This window comes from Flavobacterium notoginsengisoli, from assembly GCF_042686225.1.
In the GTDB taxonomy this organism is placed as follows: Bacteria; Bacteroidota; Bacteroidia; order Flavobacteriales; family Flavobacteriaceae; genus Flavobacterium; species Flavobacterium notoginsengisoli.
Map to the genome: position 1 here is coordinate 278,601 of NZ_JBHUOT010000005.1, position 18,743 is coordinate 297,343.

The window sequence follows — 18,743 nt, forward strand, 5'->3', positions numbered from 1 at the left end:
TTTTTCTATTTATATTTTTTGTGATAATCGGTATGCTAAATCTTCAATATCATTGGATCTTGCCAAATTGTCAATCCACTTTTCCGGGATATTTTCAATTCCGTAATAAATTCCTGCCAATCCTCCGGCAATTGCGCCTGTTGTATCGGTATCTTCTCCTAAGTTAACTGCTTTTAAAACCGTTTCTTCATACGAGTCCGAATTTAAAAAACACCAAAAGCTGGCTTCTAAACTATGAAGCACATAACCCGATGCCCGAATTTCGTTTTCTGGATATGTCCAAATATCATTTTTCAGAAGCTTATCAAACAACTGAATTTCGACAGGATTATATTTTTTATCTTCTAAAAACTTTGAAAGAACGTTTTGCATTTCTTTACAAGCCTCGAATTTATCTTTATCTTTTAAAATCTCCAAACAATATACAACATAAATAAAACAAGCAAATCCTGAACGAAAATGAGCATGTGTAATTGATGAAACTTCTTTTACCTTTTTATAGATAACTTCAATATCATTCTCTTTCTGAAGATAAAAAACTAATGGTAAAATACGCATTAAAGAGCCATTGCCATTATCTTCTTCAAAAAAATTGCCCGAATTCCTAGCCGATTCTCCTTTTACAACTCTAGCCAAAGAATGTTTTGTAGTGCCACCAATATCAAATACTTTGTTATGCGCTCCCCAATATCCTTCCTGCATCCATTTTACAAAAGTCAGAGCCATATCTTCTATATCGTAACCTTTGCACAGACTTTCGGCAGTACAAAAAGCTAATGAACTATCGTCGCTAAATGTTCCTGGAGGCTGATTCCACGACATGAAACCCATCATGTCTACAACCGGATTTTGTTTTAGTTTTTCTCTGGATTTAAATTCAACCGGAACACCTAAAGCATCACCAATTGCAACTCCAAATAAACCTGATTCTATTTTACTTTTCATCATTTCTTCCCTTTCTATTAGTCAAGCAGATTTTGCATTAACTCGTCTAAAGTTTTAAACTGCTCCACTCCATATCTTTCGCAAACAATATCAATGTTTCCTTTACGCCAAAAATCTTCTTCCACAACCACTTTCATTTTTTTGGATTGCGCATATAGTCCAAACTCCAGTAAAGAAATAGGTGACATTGTGTTTTCTGCAAAATACATGATAATAAGATCTGCTTTTTCTAATGCAGAAAGTTCCCAAGTAACCTGCTCTTTAAAATTAGGATTTTCTATGGTTTGTGACCAGCTACTATCCCATTCCTCTCTTCTGGGATTGAAAAGAATGTATTTTTGTTTTAACTGCTCTTCGCAATATAATTGCCAGTTAACTGCTTTATCCATTTCTATAGAACCAGCTAAAAAAATGGTTTTGACATCATTCTTCAATGGTATTTCTTCAGGTGCTCTAAAAATTCTTTTCATGATTATTTATTTCTTCCTTTTTCATTTGGATAAAATGTCTGCACAGCATCACTTTGCCAAAATTGCTTCGTTTCGACATCTATACAACTCAACTTTCCATAAAAACCTGCTCCGGTATCTATGTTCCAGACATTACATCCCTGCATCGGAATTTCAACATTATAATGAAGTGTCGGCGTGTGACCAATGTAAATTTCATTAAAAAGCAATAATCTTTTTGGGTAGGAAAGTGAATCTTTTTGGATTCTTTTATCCATTGTCAGAGCCATTTCCCACAAAGTTCTATCCCAGGAATAATTGGTTTTGTAATGTTCTTTTTCTGGCCCGTGCATAGATGAAAAACCCGCATGAATAAACAAATTGTTGTTTTCGTCTACAAAATAATCTTCCATTGTATTGAAAAAATTACGATGCTTTTCTTTTTCTGAAAGTTCAATAGCATCATAACTTTCTATTGTTGATTTTCCTCCGTGCAAAAACCAAATATCGTTTATAACATCATTCTCTAACCATTCCTGACACCAGGCATCATGATTTCCTTTGATAAAAATGCATTCCTGTTTTTGAGATAATTCAATAAGAAAATCAATCAGTTGTTTGGATTCGCTCCAGCCGTCGACATAATCTCCCAGAAAAACAAACCGGTCATTTTCTGAATAATCGATTCTTTCCAGTAACTGAATTAATGCTTTTAATCCGCCGTGAATATCTCCAAAAACTAAAGTTCTTTTCATCAATTATATACTTTCTTTAAGCTTATACATCACATCACTTCTTAAAACATATTTGATTCCCGAAATCAAAGCCGCGCCTTCATGACGCTGGCTATGTTCAAAAATAAGCGCTGTGCCTGTTTTGGGATTTATAATTTCACCCGAAGCAAATTTGGTTTCTCCGCCTTCATATCCCTCATTCAAATAAATAAGAAAGGTATAATAACTAGATTCCAATTCATTTCGTTTAAAACTGCCGTCTTTATGCATTTTAAATCGCTGACTAGGATTGTATTTGTAAAATCGAAACATTTCATTTAAGCCCGAAGCTATACTGTTTTCTATTTCAGGTTTGACAAAAGATTCTAATTTTTGCCACAGTAAAGAAGCATAATCAGGATCCTCATACATGATACGTTCGTTATTTCGTACCATTTTCATCATTTTTTGTGCGCCATCCACATTTACTCCCGCTTCTTCAAAGCCTATTTGTTCACTTTGTTCTATCAGTTGATTACATTCTTCTACTGTGAGAAAATGATCAATCGTATAAATTTCCAATCCTTCATTAATAATATTTAGCATAACAAATACATTTATGATTACTAAAAAGTCCTTTTTATGACTAACTAAACTTGTTGCTTAATGCAATATCCAATTGAATTAGAAAATCTTTCCCAAATTTATCATTCTCTAATTCATCATATAAAAACAATGGCAATGTCTTTTCACAATTTTGCTTCTGACTTAAAATCGCCATGGACAACGCAGCAACGGTATCGGTATCTCCGCCATAACCTATTCCGATTTTCAGACAATCTTTCATAGAAGTGGCTTCTGAAACCATTTTAATAACCGCTTGTGTCGTTGGATATCCATGCATATCGATTGGAGAAGTGATTCTATAATTTTCATCCTCTTTCAAAGTCTCATTTAGAAAAGGAATCAGAGTCGATCCATCACCTAGATTATTTTTAAAATAATGAACCGCTAGCGCAATACGTTTAGCACAGCTTATTCCTTCAACAGTATGATGTGAGGTTTTTGCCTGAATCTCGCAGAACTCCAATATCTGCTTAATATCTTTTAAATATCCAATTGAATACGCTCGCATCGCAGAACCATTTCCACTGCTTCCGTTGTCAATTATTTTAAGAAAATCCGAACCGTTTTTACTCGCATCTAAAGCATTGTAAACTCTGTCTGAATAACCGCGTCTTTTATCTCTGTGAAAAACCTCAACAAACTTATCTACCACTTTAATTTCATTCCAGTTATCTTCTTCAAGCAGCAATTCTGAAATTGCAATTGCCATTTGGGTATCATCTGTATATCTTTTATAAATCTCAGTGTACATTCCATGTTTGTGATACTGGGTCAGATTATTATTTTGAGAAATAAAATCCAGATCCCTAAACTCAAAACCTGCACCGTATGCATCGCCTATTGCTGCTTCTAAAATCATAACTTTTTATTTGATTGTTTTAAGATTTAAACTCGATGTATTTTGCCGGAACTTCATCTGTCAGCCAGACATTGTTTTCGGACAAATAAAATTTAAATCCGTCTCTAAACATGGCACCGCTTCTAACAGTTAAAATCTGAGGAATTCCTCTTCTGCTTCCTACTTTCGTCGCTGTTTCTTTGTCTTTGGAAAGATGAACATGCTGACGGCTCATTTTTTTCAAACCTTCTTTCTGAATACTTTCCATAAACTTCCCAACGGTTCCGTGATACAGATATTCTGAAGGTTCTGTTTCTGCTAAATTCAATTCAACCGAAATAGAATGTCCCTGGCTTGCACGGATTTTGGTTTTATCTTCGTTATAAGCGAAACGCTTTTTATCGTTATTTTCTACAACGTAATCCAAAAGTTCAGCCGTCATCTGATTCTGACTTCCTTTTTTGTTACATTTTGCTATTAATTCCTCTACATCTGCCCAGCCATTTTCGTCTAATTTTAATCCGATTTTTTCTGGCGAATGTCTGAGCACCAGACTCAAAAACTTGCTGACACTTTTTGCTATTTTTTCATTCATTTTAATATTTTTTTTTAGAAGTCATACACAACGACCTCAACATTCTTATCACTAAGCGTTTTAAGAATGATTGGCTCAATCATTTCCCATTTTCCGCCCGCTAATCCACATCCAATTCTTGGCATATGAACTGATGCTTTGTTTGTTATTGCAAAATCAGAAACCGTTTTTAATCCTTCTTCAATCGCATTGTATCGAATTGGCATCTCTCTGTTCTTATTCTTGACAATTATATCATGTTGACCTACTAGATTTGCTACCCATAAATCTTCTTCAACCTGAACAAACTGAACTTTTCCTAATTCAAAATTATCTTTAGATCTAAACCATTCACGGTATTGTTTTTCCAGATCTTTCCATCTTTTTGAGATTGCCACAACAAATCCTTTACCCCATCCACCAATGTCATTACAAACATGAACAATTATTTTGCTTCCTGATGCCTGAGGCGATGTTGCATCTCCTTTTGTATATTGAATATCTTTCATTTGTTAATCGTTTTTATTCAAACGTTCCTATGGAACTTAAATACAATCTGGTAACATTTTTTTCTACCGATGAAATGTTCCTATGGAACATCTTGCAGAATGTTTTTGTAAATCTTGTAATTTTCATCATCGAAGCAGACAAATATTACCTTTTCTATTCTTTCTGATTTGTCGAAATCTTTTATCGTGTTTACTGCAATTTCTGCTGCCTTATCTTTAGGAAAATGATAAATTCCAGTACTAATATTCGGAAAAGCAATAGATTTTATTCCATTTTGAATAGCCAGGTTCAAACTATTTTTGTAACAGTCCGCTAACAATTTAGATTTTTCTTCTTTATCGCCATTCCAGACTGGGCCAACTGTATGAATAACATATTTTGATGGTAAATTTCCTGCCGTTGTAATAACTGCTTCGCTTGTTTTACATCCGCCTTGCTTATTTCGAATTTGAACACATTCCTCTAAAATAGCTTTTCCCCCCTTTCTGTGAATCGCTCCATCAACACCTCCGCCACCTAATAAAGATGTGTTTGCCGCGTTGACAATGGCGTCAACCTCTATTTCTGTTATATCCGCTTTTAGAAGTTCAATTTTCATCTTTTACACAATTATCTCAATTCATCCCTAACTTCCATCAAAGCAAAACCCAACAAATTCAAACCTTTCCATTTTTCAGGATTTAGCGCCTCAGTATGATCACTTGCCATTCCAATTCCCCAGATTGGATCAACTGGACTTGCTTCGACAATAACTCTTTCGTTAGTGTTTAACAGAAACGTTTTCAAATCAAGGTTTTGACTGAATTTGTGGTAGTTTCCTTGTTTTACGATTTGAAATCGGTTTTCTAACCAGATTTTGTCATCGTAATTTCTCACTTTGCGGCCTAATTTTTTGGCTTCGGCTGGAGAATTGCAGTTTATGATTTTTTCTAAAATTTCTTGGTCTTTGAATAATTCGGCTTTTTTTGCCATCATCCAGTGTTCAGCAGTTTTATAAGTTACATCATTGACTTTAAACGAACTTAACCACCATTGGCTGAAACAAGTTTTGGTAATCGTTCCGTCTTTACTTGACTGATGTCCCCAAAAAAATAAAAACTTACTTTCTGGAGCTATATTTTCTATATTGTATTTCATTTTTTCTGTTATTAATACAAAGAAGTTATCACTTTAAAATCTTTAGAATCGGGTGAAAATGATCCATAAATGGTATTAAAATCTGTCGTGAGCTTTTCAAATTCATATTCTTTTTCTAACTGATCCATACAGGTTACCACCAAATTTCTTTTCGCATTCGGACTGTAAGCAGCATCTAATTTTAAAGCGTAATTCAACAAATCGTAATCCAGATCCCCAAATCTGAGCTGTTTTTGATATTCATTGAAAACACAGGTTTCTTCTTCATTGTTTTTTAATTCTATTTCTCTTTCATTTGGCATCCAGCCGTGACCGTGTCTTGTGGTATAACTTCTGGTTACGTAATAAACTTCTACCTCATCAATCTTCAGTTTATTACAGATTTCAACTGCATTTTTTGAGGTTGTATTGGCATAGGTCACATTCGGAAAAACACCATGATCCATATCCAAAAGAATTCCCTGACTGCCTTCAAAAATCAGATTATTGTATTTTGATAGGAAAGTATAATCGGCAATATTCCATTTTAGGTTATCAATTGCATCAAGATAGGCCTGAATTTCCTCGTCGATTTCACTGTCATTCAAAAAACCGTAGTAATAAGCAATCTGATTTAGTTTTTCTAAAAGCATTACCCGAGGCGCAATCAAATCTATGGCAAACAATTTATACGGGCCTTCATTTCTTTTCATGGTGGAACCAATGCCTTTTCCACAGGTTCCGTGATCAATGTTTCTTACGTTTCCTCTGTTATGCCAAACATCAAAAGGAGTCGTCACTTTTGCTAAGGGATGAATATATAAATCCAGATTAGCATTTTTTTCTTTCAATTCTTCTCTTTCATTAAATAAAAAAAGCGGATGAATTGTACAGTGTTCACTGTAATAAGAGGGAAGTCCGCGTAACGCACCACTGGCAAAACTAGAATGAACGTGTTTTTGATTGCCAATCATAACCGTATGCGCCGCCTGTTGTCCTCCCGAAAACCGAATAACTATAGATTCAGGATTTTGTTTTGCCAGAAAATCTGTTGTTATTCCTTTTCCTTCATCACCAAATCCTAAACCTATAACTATTTGTGCTGTTTTCATTTTCACTTAATTGTTGCGTAATTATTTTTAAACACATAGAATCATAGACTTTCGAAACTTAAAAAAGGCGTTTCACTTGCATTAATTCACATAGTTGCTATGTGTTAGAAACTAGTTTCTTTCTTTAATCTTTCAAATTCAAAATAAAAATCTATGTCTCTATGTGTTTAAAAAATTTAAAGCATTTCTATACTATCTAAACCTGTGTCGTTTGTATCAGAAACTGGTATAGTCCCTAAACCTGAACCTGAATTTTTATGTTTATCGCAAATGATTTTCTTGATTACATTCGGAATTTCTCTGTGATCTTCGATAGATAAGCAATTTTGTCCTAATAATTCTTTCCATTCCACATCGGCATTAATCGCTTGTCCTGAATGCAAGACACTGATGTGATATACATCGTATCTTTTTTGGGCTTCTGCCAATAATTCAAGATGTGTATACGTCTGCTGTCCCTGCCCCATAATTTCTTTTATTGCTGATGCCGGAAGTGTTTTTAAACCAGGTTCATCTCCTACAGTAAATAACAATCCTTTTTGCCCTCTTTTTTCGAAAGCATCTGTTTTGGTATGAAATGCTGCGAAATACCATGCTAAAAGATAACTTTCGCCGGCATTTCCTCCACCTCCACCTTCGATATAAGTTCTCGTTAACCACATGTCCAGTTCTTCATCTCCAGATTCAAATTGTCCTACTTGCAAAGGATATCTGTCGCACTCATGATCTCCGATTCCTAAGAATAAAAGTGCCGGATCAGGAACTCCGCCTTGAATAATTCCTCCCATTAATTTTGGAAGTCCTTCTTTAATCAGTTCGTGCGGAATATGTCCCATACTTCCTGTTACGTCCAGTCCTAAAATAATTGGAACTGTATTTGGGTGAACTTCCGAATCTCTCGCTTCTCTAAAAATCACTCCATTCGGATTCATAGATTCATGCGCCATTCTGAGTGCATTCTGTGTAAATATCTCGCTAGCTGATTTGCTGGCATATCCTACTTTTTTTGCTCTGTCTTCACGAGCTCCGAAATCATATCTTGTACCTCCCATGACTAAAATGTTTTACCAAATAAATACTCAAATCTCTTTTTTGTTACTTCAAACTGGATATTCAAATTTCTGATGGTCAGCGCAAGTTCCATATCTTTTTGTACAAAAGCTTCCGGCTGAAAATCGGCAAAGGTTAAACTGTTTTTATCCAGCGGACTTATATCGATCAATCCTTCTTGTTCTCTTTCGAGTCTTTTTATTTTTAATTCGATGTCTTCGACTCTTCGTCTGTATATTAATTCTGAATCCTCGCCAATTGTTTTGGCTCTGTCTTCTCTAATCTGATCATTGTTTCTTCTTAAAGATTCAATAAATCTTGGTTTTAAATCGCTCATTGTTTTGTGGTTTTTGTTTCAGGTTTTTCTTGTTTCAAGTTGTGCACTGAACTTAAAATTTGGGTTTTAAACCGGAAATGGTTAATAGTAATTTTTTTGTTTGAGATTTCAGGTTTTACGTTCCTAAAAGCAACTTGAAACGTTAAACATGAAACTTTTTAAACTAATTCAGCACCTCTTCAAACTGCTGGAAATTTGCATTTTTATCAGAGTATATGGCAAAAACAATCTTTTTAAAAGCGCCTGAATATTTTTCTTCAATAATTTCTTTGAACAGATGGGCTACATCTTTGGCTTCATTTCTAAAAACACCGCAACCCCAAGCTCCTAAAATTAAGGTGTCACATTTTTGATTTGCAGCAATGGCTAATACTTTATCCATTCTTTTTTTGAAAACCTCTTTTGTTGCCGCAATTTCTTCTTTTCTATTATGCTGTATCATCGCACCTTTATTTGGTGCTGGTGCCGTAATCACATCTACAACGAATGGTTTTTCAAAATAATCTCCATTATCATCATTCCAAAACAAAACATTCGGACTGTAAATCATGTAATCTGAATATAAAAACGAGGACTGATTTCTATTAAAGTCATACATCGTTTTGTCTTTAATCTGTGTTTCATAAAGACTGGAAGATCTTGCCAGACTTTCTTCCTGAGCCGAAGCTCCTCCCAAGAATCCACCGCCAGGATTTTTTGCCGAAGCAAAATTTAAAACACAAATTCTGTCCTTTTCCTCCTGAACAATTGCCTCAATTGTCGAACAGACTTTAACAACAATTTCTGTTTCAAAATTATTCTCAATTGGTGTTTCTAAGATTGCATCCCAATCATTTGGTGCAATGGTAAACGCATTTTTTATTGACTCTTCGAGTTCTTTTTTTATGTCAATCTTATTTCCTTTGTAATCATAGAAACCTTTTTTTATGATTTCCAAAGTTTTATTTGCTATTTCTACTCTATAATTTTTATTCATAATTTTAATTTTACAACCTCAACCGTTTCACCGTCAAAGTCTTTAAAAGAGTTCGTTGTAAAAATGCCATCAAAGCAATTTAAAACTTCGAAACCTTTATTGAAAATTCCGTGGCTTACGGCCAAGTACAGTTTTCCTGCATTTTTCTTTTTCAATTCTTCGGCCAAACCAACAAAGGTTCCGCCACCGTCGCAGATATCATCTACAATTAAACAATCCATTCCCTGCAAATCCTCTTCGTAAACTTTAAATCCAGACAGTTTTCCTGTTTTTACATCTCGGCTTTTACTGCATTCTACAACCTCAACACCGCCTAAATATTCAGAAACTTTATAGATTTTCTTCAAAGCGCCTCCGTCTGGAGAAATCAATTTTACGTTCTGACCAATTTTGTTTAGCACTTCTTTGATAAAAGTATAGTTCGGAATTACAGTACTATTATTCAATAAAGCTGGAGTCACTTCAGAGTGTGCATCAAAAACAAACACTTTATTCAATTGCATGGCATTGATAATGTCTGCGTACACTTTTACAGATAATGGTTCTCCCGGAATCATAACACGATCTTGTCTCGCAGCTGGGAAGTACGGAATAAAAAGATCGATGATCTTAACGTCCATTCTGCGTAACGCATCAACTGTGATACACAATAAACCTAAATCGTTGAATGAATTCAATCGGTGTGTAATGGTTACTTTCTGATTAACATCAAAATCCGGATTGATTTTAATGTGCGGTTCTCCGCCAGAAAATGTAAAACTTTGAAATTTGATTTCTTCCTGATTTTGAATCGGAGCGAATTTTGGGTCGAGATTTAGTATCATAGTTTTTTTTAGTTTGCGTTAATTGTACGCAAATGTAGAATTAAATTTTGAATAAACAATTTATTTTGTGTAAAAATTACGCAAACTTTATTTCGAAGTGAAAGCCTTTTTCAATCAATTCAATGTATTTCAACTTATTAAACTTAAAAAGTTTTGCTGGACGACCTGTTTTAACGGGTGAAAATTTTTCAGTCTCCTCTAAAATTCCGTAACTGAGTATTTTTTTTCTGAAGTTTCTGCGGTCAATTTCTTTTTCTAAAATCGTACAATACAAGTTTTCTAAATCTGAAAACAAGAATTCTTCTGGTAATAAATCAAAACCAATTGGTTCATAAGTCAGTTTCGATTTCAATCTTTCAATTCCTTTTTGAAGTATTACATTATGATCAAATGCCAAAGTTGGAATTTCATCAATTTTAAACCACTGCACTCTTTCAGCATCTGTATCTGCTTTAATTTCCAAATTGGAAGCATCTACCAAAGCATAATAAGCAACAGAAATTACACGGTTTCTGGAATCCCTATATATATCATCGCCAAAAGTGTATAATTGTTCCATAAAAGTCAACTGTACATTGGTTTCTTCGTGCAGTTCCCGAATAACAGCATCGCTCAGAGATTCTGAGTTTTGAACTAAACCTCCCGGTAAAGCCCAATATTTTTCTGAAGTTCCAAATTGCTGTTCGATCAATAACGCATACAAATCATTGCTTTTGTACCCAAAAACAATGGCATCAACCGCAATTCTAATATTTTGCAAATTTTCCATAATCTAAAATCGTATCAAACAAATATAACGAATGAGAGTCAATTTTATAATCTAATGCAAAAGCATAAATTATAAAACTGACTCTCACTAAATATCTTTTTCTTTTTCGGTTATCTAATTTACTGTAACATTTTTCTTTGGGCTCACAGTACAACTGCCTCCGCCTTTTGAAAGTGTAACATCAGCCTTTACTTCAAATGTTCCAGCCGAACTGTAAGTATGAGATACAGCACCGGTAGTTCCGGTTACAGTTTGTGCAGGAGTTCCATCTCCAAAAGTCCATTTTACAGAAGTTACGGTATTACTGCCGCTGTATTGTATGGAGTAATTAATTATTTTCGAATTAGTTCCGTCTGCCGAATGTTTTAATTCGGTTAAAATAGAATCACCAAAACAATCTACAATTGCTGCATCATCACTCTTACTGCAAGAATTGATCATAAAAAACAACATGGTAAACATTAAAACTGTTACAATCTTTTTCATAATTGGAAATTTTAGTGGTTTGTATTCTCAAATTTATTCTTTTAAAAGATGCCGTCAAAAGAAAAAGAAAGAATTTTCAATCACCAAAAAAACATAATCAACTGATAAAGTGAACTATAAACGATTTCCAAAAAACAACTTCAGTTCTTTTTCAATGATATCAAAAAACGATTTTAAGTTGTTATTCTTCGGAGCCAATAAATACACGAATTCTTCTGGCACATGAAAACTGTTCCACAACAACTGTAGTTTATTCTTTTTAATAAATTCTCTCGCATTACAATTCCATGTAGCTGCAACTCCTTCATTTTTGCCTAAAAGACGAAGCATTTCTGATTCTGAAGGAATAATATAATTCGGAACCATCGAAGGTCTTTTTTTATTGAAGGCATGAAGCCAAAACACTTTTATATGCGGAATTCTCGCATCATGGCTGTACCATTTTTGTGCATTGAGCCACTGTTCGATTTCAGTAAAATTATCTGATTTTAATTTCTGGCGGAATTCAGTTATATCCAAAGAAGTCGGAGCAACTAATATCAATTTGATTTTTCCAACAACTTCGTAAGTCGTATCAAATGTGTCAAATCGTTTTGTGGTAATGGCGAAATCTAATTTTTTAGCATCAACTAATGCAAAGAGTTCATCGTTTTCTGCGAAAGTAAAATCGATTAAATCAAACTTTGAAATCAGGAGATTTCCAACGCATTCAAAAAGATGTTTCGAAATGCCGACAGATATTAAACGATTCGCATCTTCTGCTTTGGCTCTGAAACTAGTTTCGACACTTTCGAGACGATCAAGTGCATCTATAATCAAATTATTCAGTAACTTAGCGTATTCTGTTGGTTCAACGCCTTTTGATTTTCGGTTGAATAATTTATTACCAACATGCGCTTCTAACATAGAAATTTGCTGACTAACCGCAGGCTGACTCATAAACAACTCCTTGGCGGCAACTGAAAAATTCCCATTTTTATAAACCGCCTTAAATGTTCTGTACCATTCTAGATTTACCATGATATAATTTTATTTATAACAAACATAGTTTATTTTATTTTTACTGATATCACATAAGCCGTAAATTTGTTCAAAATTTAATCTTATGAAGAAAATAGCATTACTCGCAATAATTGCATTTACAGCTGTAAGCACCTCTGCTTTGGCTCAAAAATCAAATAAAAAAAGAATGAAAAAAGTATTATTTGTTGTAACCAGCAACGATAAGCTGGGCAATACAGGAGAAAAAACGGGATTCTGGTCTGAAGAATTTGCTGCTCCTTATTATGAATTATTAGATCAAGGTGTTGAAATTACAATTGCGTCTCCGCTTGGAGGACAACCGCCAATTGATCCAAAAAGTGCTGATCCTGCTTCGGCAACAGAAGACACCAAACGTTTTGACAATGATAAAGTTTTACAAGAGAAATTAAAAAACACTTTAAAGCTGTCAACGGTTAACCAAAAAGATTATGACGCTGTCTTTTATCCAGGAGGACACGGTCCGCTTTGGGATTTGGTGCAGGATCAAAACTCTATCGCTTTAATTGAATCTTTCTATACGCACAATAAACCAGTAGCTTTTGTTTGCCACGCTCCTGCTGTTTTGAAAAACGTAAAAGTAAAAGGCGAATATTTAGTAAAAGGTAAAAAAATAACCGGATTTACTAACGAAGAAGAAGAAGCGGTTGGTTTAACAAAAGTGGTTCCGTTTTTATTGGAAGATGCTTTAGCCTCAAACGGAGGTATTTTTTCTAAAGGCCCAAACTGGCAGCCTTATGCTGTAGAAGACGGACTTTTAATTACAGGTCAAAACCCAGCATCGTCTAAATTGGTAGCTGGAAAACTGTTAAAGAAATTGGATTAAAAGATGCTAAGATACAAAGTTGCTAAGATTCTAAGATTTTAGCAATTTGGCTTTTTATCAATAATTAAAAAACAAAATTAACCCGATGCTAAAAAACTTAGAACCTTAGAATCTTAGCATCTTAGAAACTCTAAAAAAATCATGCTCAACTTCGAATTATACAATCCGACAAACTTAGTTTTCGGGAAAGGACAAATTGAAAAACTTTCGACTTTAGTTCCAAAAAATGCTAAAATTCTTTTGGCTTATGGCGGTGGAAGTATTTTTAAAAACGGAATTTACGATCAGGTAATTGCCAACTTAAAAGGTTTTGAAATTGTAGAATTTGGCGGTATCGAGCCAAATCCAAGATTTGAAACTTTAATGAAAGCGGTTGATGTTATTAAAGCCGAAAAAATCGACTTCATCTTGGCTGTCGGTGGTGGATCTGTGATTGATGGTGTTAAATTTATTTCGGGTGCCGTGAATTTTGAAGGAAATCCGATTGATATTCTGCAAAAACGCATTTTGATTAAAGAAAATGCAATGCCATTTGGAACAGTTTTAACCCTTCCGGCAACGGGAAGCGAAATGAATTCAGGTTATGTGGTAACGATTGAAGCAACTCAGGAAAAATTATCTTCCGGTGGAAGCGCTTTGTTCCCACAATTCTCTATCTGTGATCCAACCGTAATTGCTTCTTTACCAAAAAGACAACTCGAAAATGGTGTTGTAGATGCTTATACACACGTGATGGAACAATATTTAACGTATCCAACCGATGCTTTTTTACAAGATAGAATTGCCGAAGGAATTCTACAGACTTTAATTGAAGTTGGTCCAGGTGTTGTTAAAAACCCAACCGATTATACTTTGGCTTCTAATTTTATGTGGAGCTGTACAATGGCTTTAAACGGATTAATCCAAAAAGGTGTTCCAAGTGATTGGGCAACGCACATGATTGGTCACGAATTAACAGCTTTATATGAAATTGATCATGCCAGAACCTTGGCGATTATTGGCCCGAGTTTGTATACTGTAATGTTCGAAACTAAAAAAGGAAAACTGGCGCAGTACGGAAGACGTATTTTCAACTTAACTGGTTCTGATGAAGAAGTAGCAAAAGAAGCGATCAACAAAACAGTGGAGTTTTTCCATACTATGGGAATGGACACCAAACTTTCTCAATATACAGAAGACTACAGCAAAACAGCCGATTTTATCGTAAATCGTTTCGACGAAAGAGGCTGGAAAGGTCTTGGCGAAAAGCAATTAGTAACTTTAGATAAAGTGAAATCTATTGTGGAACTTTCTTATTAGTCACAGTATTCAGTGACAGTTTACAGTTTTAACAATCACTGAAAACTGTGACTGCAACTGAAAACTATAAAAAAAGGCGTTCTAACTTGCTCAAGAACGCCTTTTTAAAATACTAAAACAAAACTAACTAACTCAAATCTTTTTAAATTCATTAAAATTCTAATTTATAAAGAGTTACAACGTAGCGTTAATTATTTTATTGTGTAAGGATAAAATATTTTTTATTTAAAATCTTCATTCATTTTCTGTTCCAATAGTTTAGTCAGATTTTCGATCTCTGTTTTAACATTTTTCAGCTCAACATTATCCTTTTCCATTAGTTTTTTTTCCTTGAAAAACAATTTCAAATCATAGGAATTATTAGTGTTTTTCAATATTAGAGTTCCTATTTCAGGCTTTTTAGCTTCATTAATTCTTAAACCGGCAATTAAACCGCCTTTTAGCTCATTTCCGAATAATAGTTCAACATCTTTCTCTGATGAGATTTTGTCGGCAATCAAATTGAAATTTTCTTCGATCGTTTTATTGTGATTTAAGTAAGAACTAAATACTGTACTGAAAATTTCAGCATCTCTTCTTTCTCCCTCAATCTCTTCTATCGTTTTAAATAATTTTGCTTCGATTTTGTCAGCGTTTTCGTAATACAAAACACTTCCTGTCTCTGATGGAATTTTTTCATCAACGTCTATAGAAGAACTAACAACAATTAATTTCACGCCAATACTAAACTTACCAATCGTTACATTATTTGCTTTTTCTAAAACAATTTTTGCTTTTACTTTATTGTTGAATTCTTCCATTTCGATAGCATTATTTTTTAACTCAAAATGATATCGGTTAAAATAATGCATGCCAAAAACATCAAAATCAAAACTCTGTAGAATGCCTTTTTTCCAATTTTTAGTAATAAACTGGCGATCTATCAAATATTCAGGACCATCAACTATTTTATCATCTTTATAGGTCGATTTTATATCATAATTTGGATATTCATATTTTTCGAGATTTTCTAAATAATTATTAGAATATTGATACATGATTATTCCATTCTTATAGTAATTAACATAATTAAAATCTCTAAAATCTGTAGCAAAATAACCGAAAAAAGGTTTGTCATTTTTATAAGTTCCAATATAAGAATCCTGTCTGTCTGAAGTAATCAAAAAAGATTTATTAACGATTTTGGTTCTTTTCCCATTTTCAAAATAGATGGTTTTCAGAACATTGTTTGGGTCTTTAGAATCGTATTCACTTCTATAATAAATCTCTTCTGTTACAGATCCTTTTCTATAGATTGTGCTTTTTTTAGATTCTTCTAAAGTTCCATCATAAGGCAAGTCGTTTTTATACTCCAGTTTTCCCGTCACTTCCCGATTGTCATAAAAAACAGTTTCTCCATTTTTAACATCGTTTAAAACAGTGTATGTTTTGATTGGATCATCGAGATAATAATTAAATATTTTCTGTACGCCATTTTTCTTGTAATCAGCAACGTTGATTAATTCGTTTTGTTCATTTTCATTTTTGATGACAAATGTTCCGTTAAATGGTTTTCCATCCTTGTAAATTCCTTTTGCAACAATAGTTCCGGACTCATCTTTCACAATGGCTTCACCTTCTTTTAAGCCTTTACTGTAGTTTTGATTGATGAATAAATCGCTTGCAAATCTTTCATCAAAATTACCTTCAAAAGGCTGTCCGTTTTTATAAATTCGTTTGGCTTTTATACTTCCGTCTGAGTTGTATTCTATTTGATCGCCTTGTGCTTCTCCTTGAGCATATTTGACAATTTTTAAAACTTTTCCGTTTGGAAAATATTGAATCTCTTCACCATTTTTCTGTCCATTCTTGTAACTCGTTTTGGATTTAAGAGCAACTGCAAATTTGTTTTGAAAGTAATAGTCGTACACAATTCCATTTGAAATTTCTCGTCCGTATTTTTCAAAATCATTTTCATTGATGGTCTGCAGCATTTTCCCAGATTTATCGTAGTTAATCTGTTTAAAAGGCTCTGTAGTACCACTTGCAATATCGTACCAGATTTCCTGAGCCAGCTGTTTTGAGTTGATCCAGAATATTTTCTTTTTTATGACTTCTCTCTTTTTCGCATTTCCGGTTTCATCCCGAATAATTACACCTTCGGTCATTCGAATCGGTTCTTCTTTTTGTGCTTCATTATCAGCTTTGTTCAATCGGTAATCTTCCCAATTTAAAACCTCTTCAAAATCGCCATTTTTGGGTTTTCCACCTTCGTATTTTCCTTTCATCAAAACCGTTCCATCTTCATGGTATATAATTGTTTCACCATCTTTTCTTCCATTTTTGTACTGAACAGTTTTAAACTTTTTTCCACTTGGATAATAATAAGTCAAATTAGAAACCGGAGAAAAATTATAAAATTGATAAAAAGAAGCATCAAAACCATCCAGATCAAACCAAACAACATCTCCAACATAATTATCTTCGTTATCCTGAAAAGCATATCCTTGAAACTGCGGTGTTTTATTGATGTAGAAATCTTCGACTAAAATCAAATTTCCTAATTTCTTGAAAGGTTGTATTCTATAAAAAGAGGCATTTTCTTTGGATGTGGCTTTCCAATTGGCATCGAAATAAAGTGTTTCCATATTTTGGGAGAAAGAAAATAATGTAGTGAAAACTAAAATAAGGGTCAAAAATTTATTTGTCATAATTGAACGAAATTTCTCTAATATACCATTTTTTACACAAATTTAGTTTTTAAAGCTGAAAAATATATTCTGAAATTCAGCTAGTTTTTATTTAAAGAAAACACAGCAAAAGGCCTTTATCAAATTTCTTAAATCAGATTTTGCTTTATTAGCACATTATTAAGTACTTTTGTTTCAAATTAATAAAATAATGAGCGAAAAGTTAAAATTTGCAGTAATTGGAGGAGGGAGCTGGGCAACGGCAATTGCAAAAATGTTATGCGTTAATCTTTCCGAAATTGCCTGGTACATGCGTAATGATTCTGCAATCGAGCATATTCAGAAATACAAACACAATCCGAATTATTTAAGTTCTGTTGAATTTGACACCAACAAACTCAAATTAACTAATAATATAAATGAAGCAATAGAATATGCAGATTATATCATTTTTGCTATTCCTTCTGCTTTCCTGGATGCCGAATTGAAAAACATGACGGTTTCTTTGGCTGATAAAATTATTTTCTCTGCCATTAAAGGAATTGTTCCGGAGACGAGTTTAATCGTTGGCGAACATTTCCATATTCAATACGATATTCCATACTACAATATTGGTGTAATTACAGGGCCTTGCCACGCAGAAGAAGTAGCATTAGAAAGACTTTCGTACTTAACAATTGCCTGTGGAGATCCTGATAAAGCAAAAACGGTTGCTAAATCACTTTCTGGAAACTACATTAAGGCTAAAATCTCTGATGATATTATTGGAACTGAATATGCCGCAATGTTGAAAAACATCTATTCAATCGCTGCCGGAATCGCTCACGGTTTAGGTTATGGTGATAACTTCCAGTCGGTTTTGATGAGTAATGCGATTCGCGAAATGAAAAAGTTCATTAGAAAAGTACATAAAATGAAACGTAACATTAATGATTCGGCTTATTTGGGCGATTTATTGGTAACAGGATATTCGGTTTTCTCAAGAAACAGAATGTTCGGAAATATGATTGGCAAAGGTTACACCGTAAAAAGCGCCATGATGGAAATGAGTATGGTTGCAGAAGGTTATTATGCTACAAAAAGTGCTTATAAACTAAATCAGGGTTACGGAGCTAAAACACCAATTATCGATGCGGTTTATGCGGTTTTATATGAAGGAAAAGATGCTAAATCTGTTTTTAGAAAATTAACTGAATCTTTGGATTAATTCTTTTTTAGAGGATAGAAAATAGAGCAAAGAAAATAGAATATAGAGAATAGAATATAGAGAATAGAAAAGAGCTGGAAGAATTAATCTTTCGGCTCTTTTTTTATTGTATAAATCTAAAAAAACTAGAACTAAGTTAAAAGAATCAGCCTTAATTAACAGGAAATAACTTGATTCAGAATACATCAAACCTACATCGTCTCTAAAAAATATTCGCATCTTATTCTTACAAAAAAATAAAAACACTAGCTAACTGTTTATCAGATACATAAATCTAGAATTTAAAAACTCATTATTTGCTATTTTCTCACAAATTGAGTGATGCACAATTTTACAATTCCCTTATTTTTCATTGCTTCACAAAGAAATATCGGT

The 18,743-nt window shown here is 33.6% G+C and carries 21 protein-coding genes; 3 read left to right on the plus strand and 18 right to left on the minus strand.

The genetic code is table 11. The annotated features are described in order from the left end of the window. Positions 1-9 precede the first annotated feature (9 nt). From ACFS3A_RS13670 to ACFS3A_RS13750, 17 genes are all read right to left on the minus strand, one after another. Complete coding sequence (locus ACFS3A_RS13670) at positions 10-945, minus strand: ADP-ribosylglycohydrolase family protein (RefSeq protein WP_379826270.1); 936 nt, start codon at positions 943-945, stop codon at positions 10-12. 17 nt (positions 946-962) lie between these two features. Next, positions 963-1,415: a nucleoside 2-deoxyribosyltransferase domain-containing protein gene (locus tag ACFS3A_RS13675; RefSeq protein ID WP_379826139.1), complete on the minus strand. Its 453-nt coding sequence runs from the start codon at positions 1,413-1,415 to the stop codon at positions 963-965. A 2-nt stretch (positions 1,416-1,417) separates the two neighbouring features. Further along, positions 1,418-2,149, minus strand: coding sequence for a metallophosphoesterase family protein (locus ACFS3A_RS13680; RefSeq protein WP_379826141.1), 732 nt, complete (start codon positions 2,147-2,149; stop codon positions 1,418-1,420). A gap of 3 nt (positions 2,150-2,152) precedes the next feature. Further along, on the minus strand, positions 2,153-2,713 hold the full coding sequence (locus ACFS3A_RS13685; protein ID WP_379826143.1) for a 2OG-Fe(II) oxygenase: 561 nt from the start codon (positions 2,711-2,713) through the stop codon (positions 2,153-2,155). A gap of 40 nt (positions 2,714-2,753) precedes the next feature. Further along, complete coding sequence (locus ACFS3A_RS13690; RefSeq protein WP_379826145.1) at positions 2,754-3,593, minus strand: ADP-ribosylglycohydrolase family protein; 840 nt, start codon at positions 3,591-3,593, stop codon at positions 2,754-2,756. Positions 3,594-3,612: 19 nt separating this feature from the next. Then, complete coding sequence (locus ACFS3A_RS13695; RefSeq protein WP_379826147.1) at positions 3,613-4,167, minus strand: RNA 2'-phosphotransferase; 555 nt, start codon at positions 4,165-4,167, stop codon at positions 3,613-3,615. Between the two features lie 14 nt (positions 4,168-4,181). Beyond that, entirely contained in the window at positions 4,182-4,655 is a 474-nt protein-coding gene (locus ACFS3A_RS13700) for a macro domain-containing protein (RefSeq protein WP_379826149.1), read from the minus strand. An 80-nt stretch (positions 4,656-4,735) separates the two neighbouring features. Further along, the gene (locus tag ACFS3A_RS13705) at positions 4,736-5,254 is read right to left on the minus strand and encodes an O-acetyl-ADP-ribose deacetylase (protein WP_379826151.1); all 519 of its coding nucleotides are present in this window, start codon (positions 5,252-5,254) and stop codon (positions 4,736-4,738) included. Positions 5,255-5,265: 11 nt separating this feature from the next. Then, on the minus strand, positions 5,266-5,793 hold the full coding sequence (locus tag ACFS3A_RS13710) for an NADAR family protein (protein WP_379826153.1): 528 nt from the start codon (positions 5,791-5,793) through the stop codon (positions 5,266-5,268). A gap of 11 nt (positions 5,794-5,804) precedes the next feature. Further along, positions 5,805-6,884 carry an adenylosuccinate synthetase gene (locus tag ACFS3A_RS13715; RefSeq protein WP_379826155.1) on the minus strand — a complete coding sequence of 360 codons (1,080 nt, stop codon included), beginning with the start codon at positions 6,882-6,884 and terminating at the stop codon, positions 5,805-5,807. A gap of 176 nt (positions 6,885-7,060) precedes the next feature. Further along, the gene (locus tag ACFS3A_RS13720) at positions 7,061-7,936 is read right to left on the minus strand and encodes a hypothetical protein (protein ID WP_379826157.1); all 876 of its coding nucleotides are present in this window, start codon (positions 7,934-7,936) and stop codon (positions 7,061-7,063) included. A 2-nt stretch (positions 7,937-7,938) separates the two neighbouring features. Beyond that, on the minus strand, positions 7,939-8,271 hold the full coding sequence (locus ACFS3A_RS13725; RefSeq protein ID WP_068842008.1) for a hypothetical protein: 333 nt from the start codon (positions 8,269-8,271) through the stop codon (positions 7,939-7,941). A gap of 163 nt (positions 8,272-8,434) precedes the next feature. Beyond that, complete coding sequence (locus ACFS3A_RS13730) at positions 8,435-9,247, minus strand: TIGR02452 family protein (RefSeq protein ID WP_379826159.1); 813 nt, start codon at positions 9,245-9,247, stop codon at positions 8,435-8,437. After that, positions 9,244-10,071: a ribose-phosphate diphosphokinase gene (prs, locus tag ACFS3A_RS13735; protein ID WP_379683883.1), complete on the minus strand. Its 828-nt coding sequence runs from the start codon at positions 10,069-10,071 to the stop codon at positions 9,244-9,246. Before prs ends, ACFS3A_RS13730 begins: the two co-directional genes overlap by 4 nt. A gap of 76 nt (positions 10,072-10,147) precedes the next feature. After that, positions 10,148-10,840 carry an NUDIX hydrolase gene (locus tag ACFS3A_RS13740; protein WP_379826161.1) on the minus strand — a complete coding sequence of 231 codons (693 nt, stop codon included), beginning with the start codon at positions 10,838-10,840 and terminating at the stop codon, positions 10,148-10,150. Positions 10,841-10,954: 114 nt separating this feature from the next. After that, complete coding sequence (locus ACFS3A_RS13745) at positions 10,955-11,326, minus strand: PKD domain-containing protein (protein WP_379826163.1); 372 nt, start codon at positions 11,324-11,326, stop codon at positions 10,955-10,957. A gap of 114 nt (positions 11,327-11,440) precedes the next feature. Continuing rightward, positions 11,441-12,346 carry a LysR family transcriptional regulator gene (locus ACFS3A_RS13750; protein WP_179004130.1) on the minus strand — a complete coding sequence of 302 codons (906 nt, stop codon included), beginning with the start codon at positions 12,344-12,346 and terminating at the stop codon, positions 11,441-11,443. 85 nt (positions 12,347-12,431) lie between these two features. Between ACFS3A_RS13750 and ACFS3A_RS13755 the strand changes: the two genes are divergently transcribed. After that, positions 12,432-13,193: a type 1 glutamine amidotransferase domain-containing protein gene (locus tag ACFS3A_RS13755; RefSeq protein ID WP_379826164.1), complete on the plus strand. Its 762-nt coding sequence runs from the start codon at positions 12,432-12,434 to the stop codon at positions 13,191-13,193. 141 nt (positions 13,194-13,334) lie between these two features. After that, entirely contained in the window at positions 13,335-14,492 is a 1,158-nt protein-coding gene (locus ACFS3A_RS13760) for an iron-containing alcohol dehydrogenase (protein WP_379826166.1), read from the plus strand. Positions 14,493-14,713: 221 nt separating this feature from the next. On the opposite strand, the gene ACFS3A_RS13765 is transcribed toward ACFS3A_RS13760, so the two are convergent. Further along, positions 14,714-17,119, minus strand: a complete 2,406-nt coding sequence (locus ACFS3A_RS13765; protein WP_379826168.1) for a toxin-antitoxin system YwqK family antitoxin — start codon at positions 17,117-17,119, stop codon at positions 14,714-14,716. 253 nt (positions 17,120-17,372) lie between these two features. Here ACFS3A_RS13765 and ACFS3A_RS13770 point away from each other — a divergent pair, with 253 nt between their 5' ends. Then, complete coding sequence (locus tag ACFS3A_RS13770; RefSeq protein ID WP_179004124.1) at positions 17,373-18,368, plus strand: NAD(P)H-dependent glycerol-3-phosphate dehydrogenase; 996 nt, start codon at positions 17,373-17,375, stop codon at positions 18,366-18,368. Positions 18,369-18,743 lie beyond the last annotated feature (375 nt).